Origin of the sequence: Photorhabdus akhurstii (assembly GCF_018448925.1) — a bacterium.
In the GTDB taxonomy this organism is placed as follows: domain Bacteria; phylum Pseudomonadota; class Gammaproteobacteria; order Enterobacterales; family Enterobacteriaceae; genus Photorhabdus; species Photorhabdus akhurstii.
Genome location: NZ_RCWE01000018.1, coordinates 90,241 through 100,458 on the forward strand (window position 1 = coordinate 90,241; position 10,218 = coordinate 100,458).

General features: G+C 50.1%; 10 protein-coding genes. 1 reads left to right on the plus strand and 9 read right to left on the minus strand.

Translation table 11 applies throughout. The features are described from left to right. Positions 1-9: 9 nt before the first annotated feature. Genes agaF through agaR form a run of 7 tightly spaced genes read right to left on the minus strand, consistent with a single transcriptional unit; the run spans position 10 to position 5,924 of the window. Positions 10-444, minus strand: coding sequence for a PTS galactosamine/N-acetylgalactosamine transporter subunit IIA (gene agaF, locus EAE93_RS17180; protein ID WP_214040198.1), 435 nt, complete (start codon positions 442-444; stop codon positions 10-12). A 22-nt stretch (positions 445-466) separates the two neighbouring features. After that, positions 467-1,360, minus strand: a complete 894-nt coding sequence (locus EAE93_RS17185; RefSeq protein ID WP_036808256.1) for a PTS system mannose/fructose/sorbose family transporter subunit IID — start codon at positions 1,358-1,360, stop codon at positions 467-469. Further along, positions 1,350-2,147 carry a PTS N-acetylgalactosamine transporter subunit IIC gene (agaW, locus tag EAE93_RS17190; RefSeq protein WP_036808259.1) on the minus strand — a complete coding sequence of 266 codons (798 nt, stop codon included), beginning with the start codon at positions 2,145-2,147 and terminating at the stop codon, positions 1,350-1,352. The genes EAE93_RS17185 and agaW overlap by 11 nt, the downstream gene beginning before the upstream one ends. 10 nt (positions 2,148-2,157) lie before the next feature. Then, the gene (agaV, locus tag EAE93_RS17195) at positions 2,158-2,640 is read right to left on the minus strand and encodes a PTS N-acetylgalactosamine transporter subunit IIB (protein WP_181147811.1); all 483 of its coding nucleotides are present in this window, start codon (positions 2,638-2,640) and stop codon (positions 2,158-2,160) included. Further along, a complete protein-coding gene (locus EAE93_RS17200) occupies positions 2,606-3,823 on the minus strand; it encodes an AgaS family sugar isomerase (protein ID WP_214040199.1) in 1,218 nt (405 codons plus the stop codon). Before EAE93_RS17200 ends, agaV begins: the two co-directional genes overlap by 35 nt. After that, entirely contained in the window at positions 3,820-5,115 is a 1,296-nt protein-coding gene (locus tag EAE93_RS17205; RefSeq protein ID WP_214040200.1) for a D-tagatose-bisphosphate aldolase, class II, non-catalytic subunit, read from the minus strand. Before EAE93_RS17205 ends, EAE93_RS17200 begins: the two co-directional genes overlap by 4 nt. 35 nt (positions 5,116-5,150) lie before the next feature. Beyond that, a complete protein-coding gene (gene agaR, locus EAE93_RS17210) occupies positions 5,151-5,924 on the minus strand; it encodes a transcriptional repressor AgaR (RefSeq protein ID WP_036808268.1) in 774 nt (257 codons plus the stop codon). 399 nt (positions 5,925-6,323) lie between these two features. On the opposite strand from agaR, the gene ampC reads away from it, so the two are divergent. Further along, positions 6,324-7,481: a class C beta-lactamase gene (ampC, locus tag EAE93_RS17215; protein ID WP_214040201.1), complete on the plus strand. Its 1,158-nt coding sequence runs from the start codon at positions 6,324-6,326 to the stop codon at positions 7,479-7,481. A gap of 90 nt (positions 7,482-7,571) precedes the next feature. Here ampC and EAE93_RS17220 read toward each other — a convergent pair whose 3' ends face one another. Further along, positions 7,572-8,870, minus strand: coding sequence for a phospholipase (locus EAE93_RS17220; RefSeq protein ID WP_040149575.1), 1,299 nt, complete (start codon positions 8,868-8,870; stop codon positions 7,572-7,574). Positions 8,871-8,903: 33 nt separating this feature from the next. Continuing rightward, entirely contained in the window at positions 8,904-9,380 is a 477-nt protein-coding gene (locus tag EAE93_RS17225) for a CesT family type III secretion system chaperone (protein ID WP_332009285.1), read from the minus strand. Between the last annotated feature and the right edge of the window lie 838 nt (positions 9,381-10,218).

The window sequence follows — 10,218 nt, forward strand, 5'->3', positions numbered from 1 at the left end:
ATAAGCTCCTTAAATGCCATCCAGATTCGGGCTGTCATACCTTCGTTTCTGTTGTTCATGCCACAGGCTGGTTAATCCCCGCCGCCCACATTCCAGCGCCATATCACGAAATGTTTCCAGAGTTATATCTTCACGATCCAGCATCATCTCTACCGCCAATTGCATATTAGTACCGGTGATAACTTCATAACATGGATTAGCTATTGCCAGTTGCGCCGCCTGCCGGAACGGTGATCCACCCAGTAAGTCACTGAGAATAATGACACCTTCACCACTATCACAGGCGGCGCAAGCCGCCTGTAACAACAGCAATAATTGTTGCGTACTGATTCCCTCAGGAAAATCGACAGCGCAGCACTGAGGTTGTCGTCCGACGACTTGTTCCACTGCCTGCAACAACCCACTGGCGAAATGCCCATGACCGGTGATTACAATACCTAACATTCCCTCTCCTCAGCGCCATTTATTAAAGAAAACCAACAAACTTCCCTACAATCCCGATCACAACGGTCAAACCAATTAATTTGATCGGGGAAAATCCCTTTTTCATCAACCAAAACACCAGCAAAGTGAAACACAACGGCAATAAGTTCGGCATCAGTTTGTCCAGCACATCCTTCTGCAACGCCACACTGGCCTTACCGGCATTTACCACCACCGGCGTCGAGAGATGGACATAGGAAGCCACCAACGCCCCGATTACCGTCATTCCCACAATCGAAGCAGCATGGGAGATCTTTTTGGTATGCTTTTTCAACAATGTCAACGCGCTGGTTCCTGCCCGATAGCCATAATGAGCCAGACCAAAACGCAAGCCGAAATGCACGATATTGAACAACAGCAGGAATATAATGGGACCGAATAGACTGCCTTGTAGCGCCAGAGAAGCCCCGATACCCGCGCAGATAGGCAGCAGAGTCAACCAGAACAATGCATCGCCAATCCCACCGAGCGGCCCCATCAGCGCCACTTTCACCGCGCGAATAGTGGAAATTTTTTCTTTATTCCTCTCCATTGCCAGCACCAACCCAGACAGGAAGGTGACATCAAACGGATGCACATTGATAAACTCCATATGCATCTTCATAGAATTTGAAAGATCTTGCGGATTCTTGTGAATCTTACGCAGACCAGGGATCAAGGTGTACAACCAGCCTCCCGCCTGCATACGCTCATAGTTAAATGATGCCTGTAGCAACAAAGAGCGCCACGCCATACGATTCAAATCGCCGTTGGTCAGATCCTCACTCGGTATCGTGTCCTGATAATCATCCTGCTCAACCTGACTGGTTGCCAGCGCCTGCGCCATCCTGTTCTCAGCTTTAGCGGCCATAGCCGCATCGGTGTCGTTAAATGCCATCTTCCATCTCCTGAGATTGAGTGTGAGATTGAGTGGTAGACACGCTGCGTTCAGCGGCCTCTTCCATACGGGAACGGTTAAAGAAATCGATCAATGCAATCGCAAAAGCGCCAAGTGCTACAGCAATAATCGGCATATTAAGGAAGGTGACTGAAACGAAACCCAGAATGAAATAAGCGATATAGGTCTTTTTCATCATGATCTTCATCAGCATAGAAAAACCAATCGCAGGCATCATGCCACCCGCAACCGCCAAACCATCCAACAACCATTGCGGCGCCTTCCGTACCATGACGCTGGCAGCGTCAGCACCGAAATAGACCGGCAGAAATGCCACGATAAAGTAGAAACAAAACAGAATGGCGATACCCAGATAATTCACGCGCTCCACGCCACGCCAGTTCAACGCTTTTACCATCTGATCGCATTTATGCATCATAGGTGAGAAGACGGTAAACAACAGAGTGATACAACCTTGTACTGCAATGGAAAATGGCACCGCTATACCAATCGCGACTTTAGGATCAGCCCCCGTCAAAATGGCAAACGCGGTACCAATCACCCCGCCAATCACCACATTTGGCGGTTGAGCGCCTGCCAGCGGCACCATGCCCATCCAGACTAATTCCAGCGAGCCACCCACTAACAAACCCGTCTGTACATCCCCTAAAATCAACCCAACCAACGGCCCAATTACCACTGGACGATGAAAATGAGTCAACCCATCGAACAGATCCACCCCGGCTAAGCCAGCCAACAACCCAATCAATATCGCATCAATCAGCATAACTCACCCCTCACACCAGCAATTTGGCGATAGGTTCTCCCGCTTCATCCGGCACCCGCCGAATTTCGCAAGTGACGCCCAGTTGCTCCAGTTCACGAAACACCACCACGTCACTGTCATCAACCGAAACCGTCTTATGGATTTGACGCTTTCCCTCAGAAAAATGCATATTGCCCACGTTAACGAAGCGGATCGGTACTCCGCCCTTTACCAGCGTCAGTACATCCTGCGGCGTTTTACAGACGATGAAAATTTTCTGGCGTTCAGCCGCTTTATGAATCACATCAATGGTTTTTTGCAGGGTGAAATAACGCGTCTGAACCCCATCAGAAACCACCATATCCATCAGATTTTGCTGCATCAAATCACCGGCAGCTTGATCGTTAGCCACCAATACCAAATTGGCCCCCAGTGAATTGGTCCAGGTCACACCGACTTGACCGTGCACCAACCGGTTATCAATTCGGGTCATTAAAATATTCGGTATCGACATAATCACTCCTGCTACATTTTATTCTTGGTGAATACGGTGGATGATAGGGATAAATTTCCACCCCCTTCACCACGCGGTTGACTTCCCCTGTCGGACATGGATTGTCTGGCGTTATGCCCAGTGCCAGCGAGGTTTCAAACGCTAACATCTGCAAAAACATCAAATAGGGGAACAACAGCCAGATATCGTCTTGTTCACTATTAATCACCGTGAACCCTTTCCCCTGTGTGCCACTCAGTGCAACAATTTGACACGCCAATCCGTCATGATTCAGTTCATGCCAAAGATCGAGATCATAACGACGACGATATTGATCAGCGGAGAGCATCATGATCACCAGCGTATCGCGTTCGATCATAAATTTCGGCCCATGACGCACCCCCATTGATGAGTCGTAACGGGTGGCGACATGCCCGGCGGTCAATTCCAGCATCTTAAGCGCCCCCTCCTCGGCTATCCCAGTAAAACAACTGGAACCCAGACACATCATGCGCTTAAAACCACTGCATGCCAGCCGCTTAACTTGTGCCTGCCACTGCCCCCTTTCCCGCTCACACAACGCGCTCATCGTCATCAACGCCTCACCACTCTGTTCCAACGTCAACGGCCCTAGCAGCAACACTGTTGCTAACGTCATACAACTGAAACTGGACGTCATAGCAAAGCTCTGGTCATGAGCACCCTGCGGCATATTCAACGAACAGACGTGAGCGCGCCCTTCGGCATAACGCGCTAACTCACCACCGGGATTACAGGTCAGCATCAGGTGATAACAGTGTGGCAGGAGTTGATCCGCCAGTTTTACCGCCGCCACGCTCTCGGGGCTATTGCCCGACCGCCCATAGGAAATCAACAAGGTTGAACGTGTTGGATCGAGATATTGCAAAGGAGAAGGCACAATATCTGTGGTGCTGTACGCGACTACATTCAGTCCACACTGCTCACGCAACCAAGGCGCCAGCGTGCGCCCGATAAACGCGGAGGAACCTGCGCCACACAGCACTATCTGTAACTCTGGATCTGATAATAAAGGCTGCAAAAAGGGCCGCCACAATCCCTCCTCACATTGCAGATTTTGATATAACTGACGCCAAAGTTCAGGCTGTTGATGGATCTCTCTGGCAGTATGCAGCGCATGATGCTCACGCAACCAGACTTCGGTATAGGAAAACAGCTCATTCATGTTAAAACTCCTTGTACCTCTGGCTCACAAGCCTGCGCATAGCTCAAGAGCACAGAACGAATTTTATCCAACACCCAAGCGTGTGGGTCATTATCCAGCCTGCCGGCATTAACCGCCTGCGCCTGCTCAGGCAGGTACTGACTCAGTAGTGAAAGGGAAACCGGGCGACAACGCAGGTTATCCATCAAAGTATCCACTGCCTGTTGTACCTGAGGATGCGGCCAGTAGTAACGAACGCGATCACTCAAACTGTATTGACGATCAATAAACTGTTGATGCGACGTACCGTGATAATAGCGGTTCCAGTGCTCCGGTTGCTCAAGCATGACCTGTTCCAGCGTGGCGCACAGATGAGCCGCGCCCTGTTCCCCATTCCATTCACTATCGATTTTATCGAGTGCGAACAGCGCCTCCCGTAAAGCAAAAGTCAAAGCCGGACCGACTTTCAGAATGGCAAAGTGATCACGAACCAACTCACGGTAAGCTTGCGCCGTTTGATAATCAGTGGAATGGGCTTCATAGACTAAATAGGGTTGAGATTCGATATATTGACTCAGCGCCGCTGCACGTTCAGGTTGATAATGTTCGATATGGTGGTGATCGAACTCCACACCCGGTTGCACCACCAGCGCAATCACCCGCGGCCATACCGGTTCCAATCCTGCCAGTCGCCAAGCTTGTTGATGAACATTCAACGTTGTAGCCGCAGCCTGAGGCGTAGTGACCTGCATTCCTTCTAATGCTTCTTTAGCTCCGCCCGGTACCGGCACTTCGGTACCTATCACATAAACCGGTGGTTCTCCCCCCACCTGCTGCCAACAACGTTCAGCCACCTGACACAAACGAGCCGCGCGTACCGCAACCTCGTTGTCGCCCAGCGGCGTTGGATCATCCAGACAAGACATCGAGCAATCGAGGTGGATCTTACGAAACCCCGCCGCCACATAATCGTGTATCAACGTTTCAGCCAGTTTCATCGCCTGTTCAGCGGGAAGATCCTGCCAGGCATTTGGTCCAAGATGATCGCCTCCTAACCAGATACGATCACGCGGCAACCCAATGCGATCGGCCTGCTGCCAAACTGCATCCCGGAATTGAGCCGGTTGCATCCCGGTGTAACCGCCAAACTGATTGACCTGATTAGAAGTTGCTTCAATCAGTACCGAGGTCTTACGCTCTTTAGCGACGCGTAAAGCGCTTTCCAATACCCAAGGATGAGCGGAACAGACCGAATAGATCCCCACCGCTTCACCTGATTTATGACGACGGATAAGTTGTAATAGTGACTGCATGGTGTCTCCCATGCGGGCAAGAATCTCGGTAAGAACTATTCGTCGGCAATAACCACATCCACGCCGAGTTCAATTAATGCCCGCTTGTAGTTATCGGGGATCCGACTGTCAGTAATCAGCCGATGAATCTGTCCGGCCTGACGGATCATGCAAAAACTTCTGCGCCCAAATTTACTGGCATCCGCCACCGCGATAATTTCATGCGCCACCTCACACATTACGCGATTAAGGTGAGCTTCACCGGGATGTGGCGTGGTTATCCCTGCTTCCAGATCAAAACCATCGACGCCAAGAAATAGGGTGTCAAAGCGATATTGACGTAATTGTTGTTCCGCAGCCGGACCATAGAGCGAGTAGGAGTTTTGACGCACACTCCCGCCAAGCACCATCACCTCCATCCGGTCAAACCCCGCCAGTTCATAGGCGATATTCAACGCGTTAGTCATGACGACCAAATCACGCCGTTCTTTAAGAAATGGCACGATTTGCGTGGTAGTCGAGCCGGAATCAAGGATCAGGGCATCACCATCCTGAACAAACTGTGCCGCCCTGGCCGCAATGCGCGATTTCACATCACGATTGATCCGGCCTTTATCTTGCAAGGGGCGATCAAAGGCGAATTGCTGATTCAACATGGCGCCGCCATAGGAACGCAATGCACAACCTTTTTGCTCCAGATAACGCAGGTCATTACGGATAGTGACGCTGGAAACCCCAAAACGGGTGCTCAGATGCTCAACACGTACGCTGCCTTCATGACACAACAAGTCGATAATCTGTTCACGTCTTTTTACGGTATCCACAGCCATTCCGTTATACCCCTCAGATTTTCAGCGATAAATTTATGCCGCCTGTGATGAATTGCTTTCCCTCTCTTTCGATTTAATTACAGCAAAAGCAACCAAACGAAATTGTGATCGCTATTACAGTCTATTATATAGACAAAAATAGGCATAAAAGGTTTCGATTAGAAACAAAGCGAAAGAAAATATTAAATTTTCTGGTTACTGACTAGTTACCCAAAAATCAGTTTTCATCCACCTTTTGGGTAACAATTGATATAAAGAAACGAAAGCGCTTGGTTTTCAATCAGCAACCGCAAAGTTTTATTTTGTCAGGTGATAGAGATCACAAATTTTATGATTGGGGGTACAAATCCTGATAAAATCCCGGACTGAAAGCTCTCACTGTAATTAAGGACACATCACATGACAAAACAATTTTCGGTGCTGACCGGCGGGCTGCTGCTTGCCGCTTCTCTCGGCGCTCAAGCCTCAAATACACCCGATCAGGCCCGTCTGACAAATACTGTTGATAAGACCATACACTCCCTGATGCAGGAATATGACATTCCAGGAATGGCGATCGCGGTGACTTTCCGCGGTCAACATTTTTTCTATCAATACGGTGACGCATCAAAAGAGAACAACATACCGGTCACCAAAGAGACAATCTTTGAGTTAGGTTCGGTCAGCAAAACCTTTACCGGCAGCCTGATCTCTTGGGCGCAGGTGACGGGAGCCATTTCCCTCTCCGATAAGGCCAGCCATCATTTTCAACCGCTTGCAGGCAGCGCCTTTGACAACATAAACCTGCTGAATATTGCCACCTATACCGCGGGCGGCCTGCCGTTGCAATTCCCCGACGAGATCGACAGCAATAGCAAAATGGTGGACTGGTTTCAGCACTGGCAGCCAAAGTACACTCCCGGAACCTACCGACAATACTCCAATCCTAGCATTGGCCTGGCGGGCTATATCGCTGCCCAAAGCCTTGAAAAACCCTACTCAATGCTGGTGAAAAACCAGATCCTTTCACCGCTTGGTCTACACCATACCTGGTTTAACGTGCCTGCGCAGGAGATGAAAAATTATGCATTGGGTTATTCAAAAGAGAATAAACCGATCCGTATAAACCCCGGCGTGCTGGCTGAGGAAGCCTATGGTCTGAAAACCAGCGCACAGGAACTGATCGGCTTCGTTGACGCGAATATCGATCCTTCCCGCGTAGGTGACAGCAAACTGGCACAGGCGATTCGGGCAACCCATACCGGTTATTACCGGGTAGGTGAGATGACGCAAGGGCTAGGCTGGGAGCTTTATCACTGGCCTGTCACCCTTGAGCAGGTACTGAGCGGCAACTCGGCGCAGCTCGCTTTTCAAGCCAATAAAACTACGGAACTATCGCCGCCAGAGCCGCCAACGGATGCGCTTTTTATCAATAAAACCGGTTCCACCAATGGCTTCGGAGCATATGTCGCGTTTGTGCCGCAAGAGCAAATGGGTATTGTGCTGCTAGCCAACAAAAATTACCCCAATGAGGCGCGCATCAAAGCAGCCTGGCAAATCCTCAAGGCGCTGAAATAACGCTCAATCGCGTTTAAATACTGTGTCTTTAAATACCGTGTCTGTTGACAGCGCCTCCCGCAGGAGGCGCTGTCCTGACATATCGAGTCGTTAAGCCAGTAAGGCTTCCAAACCTGCGGTCACCGACTCCATACGGTGACCACCTGAATGCTCAATCACATAACGCTTGCCTACCTGAGAAGAGGCATCCAGCCCCCAAATACCATGTTCGGCCTTCTGACTCAGCGGATCACTACTGGTATTGATGTGGGTGACGTTGGCACTATCCAACTTATCGGCCAACCGATCCCGCAATCCTACATGCAACCCCATGCTGTTGAATGCGGTGACTTTGATCCCATGTTTAATGCCCGCATATTGCGCCAACCCGCCGCCTAAAGAGTGGCCCAAAACCTCAACCTTACCGCCATATTGTTTAGTAAAGGCTTTGACCAAGCGGTCCGCATCCTGAAACGCGCTGTCCTTGATCCCCAAAGCCGCGCCGACATCACTCTTTACAGTGCCAGGACGCTTGGTTGGCTGAGTGCCCACAAAGGAGAGCACCATAGTGTCGTCACGCTTGTAGACAGCGACCTTGAGCGCAGACCAGCCATCTCCCTCAAGGATTAAAGGATCATCCTGCCCCTTGCTGGGGCGAACATGCAGGGTTAACTCACTGCCGGTTCCGCCAGTGCCATCCTCCCGGCGAGCCAGTATTGAGGACGGAATATCAGCTAAAGCGGCATGACTGTAACCCGCGGGCATATCCCGATAGCTACTGGAGCAACTGATTCTCGCCAATTGGGCCGCATCCATCACTGCTTTAGCTCCCACAGCATTCAACGGCTCTTGCTCTGCTTTAGCCACAAACGCGGGTTTGGCGATAACCTTGGCAGAATTCAGCAATTGTTCGGCACGCGTTCCAGCCTGCAAACGCTCGGACGCGCCAAGCGGTAGATGCGAAACTCCCTTCGCGCCCGCGCCAGCCAGCCCAAGGGCAGAAGATGCCAGCAAACGCCCGGTAGATTCCGCTAGGTTTTTAACGCCTGCGACACCGACTGAAATTGCACCGCTCGTTACACTACTAGCACCGCCCGTGATATTAGCCAATCCCTTGATAATGGCCCCAGTCCAGTAACGCGCCTTACCTTTGGCGCTCTGCGCATGGGAATCATGTCCTCCCTGTATGGCAGTGCCAATCTTGCGAGCCGGGGCGCTCAATGTCAGATATTTCAGTGTAGTGGTCAGCACCTTGCCCGGCGACACCTGAGTACCAAGACCAGTACTGGTGTAATGGGAAGCAAGATGATGATGAACATTATTATTGCGAGATGGTGTCTGTACTTCCCCGTTCGAAAGGGGCGACAATGCCGTCGCTTTGAGAGTGTGCCCAAGACTTTGAATAGACATCTTATTCTCCTTTGCTATTCAGATAACCGCTACTCAGCATGCGATGGCTGAGCCAGGTAATGGATGCGGCGCAGACGCTCCGTTCTGCTGGGTGTTGATCGCCTGAAACTGAGACTGCAAGCTGATCCCAAGATCGAGAAACTCCCCCAAAGTCTGCATAAATGCAGTTTCGTCGAACATCTCGATCAACGCGGAGAAGCTCAACACCAGATAATTGGTACGACTGTCCAGACTGATCTGACTGCCGCCGGTGGTAAGACCGAACATATTCAACTCAAGGGCAGCCCGAGTCAGCATCAACTGGCCCGATTCATCTACCGGTAATCGCAACAAAGGAATATAGAGATAAAATGCCTGAACGTCGTCGTTGTCCGGTACTTCAACGACGCACTCTCCACCTTGGCCGAAAGGCACGGTACAGTGACCATCGCTGCCAATGCTCAAAGCCACGCCTTGACGTTCACCCACAAGGCGCAACCATTCCGATACTGTCTGTTGATATGCTTTCACTATGATATTCTCCGCTCGTTATCCCTTACAGACCAAGGGTTTCGCACGCAATAGAAAGTGTGAGCATGTTAACAATCACCGGCAAGCCGTGATTTATTTCCGGGGCGAAGTTTTTTATATCGACGTCGAAATAGCGCCTTACCGGCAGTTGGGTCGCACCGTGCAAATGCGGTTCGAATCTACTGCACCCAACTTGGCCGACAGGTGTTATCCCAGTAGCATTAGGTTAATTCATATGAGTTTTACGAGCCGGATCGTATTCCCACCACCACTCAAAAGAGGGAAGTCGTGACTGCTCCCCGCCGTAAAGAGGATGTCGCAAAAGGCCAGCATTGAAAATAAACCCGCAGAGATTTATTGCCTGTTATTGGGAGTGACAACTCATGACAGGCTAAATTTTTCGATTGAAAAAGGAGCTGTTGAGCGATTTATTAATCAAAGAATTCAATATGAAAAATCGGCATTGATGGCGATTAATTAGCCATTTCATGTGATATTAATCACATTTTCTTCATGTTCATCTGATAAATATCGTGATCTTGTGGTCATATATTTAGAGAGCGAAATTCTCTGTTATTTGTCTCCACTCCATCCTACTCAGTTGGAAGCGGTCTGTTGTTCTCTCTAACGCCACGTATTAAATGATGGCTATTTTACGCTGTCATTTTTTTACCGCGGAACAGACCGGCGCTATTTAAATGAGCCACTGTAATGGCTCGTTTAATGGCTTCTTGCATAGCTTCTTGCGTTATCCCCATCTCAGGATAATGGCTCAATTATGTAGGGTTTCAAATATGGATGGATTAGTTTTCACCTGCCGAATTGGCGTACTGCCCCA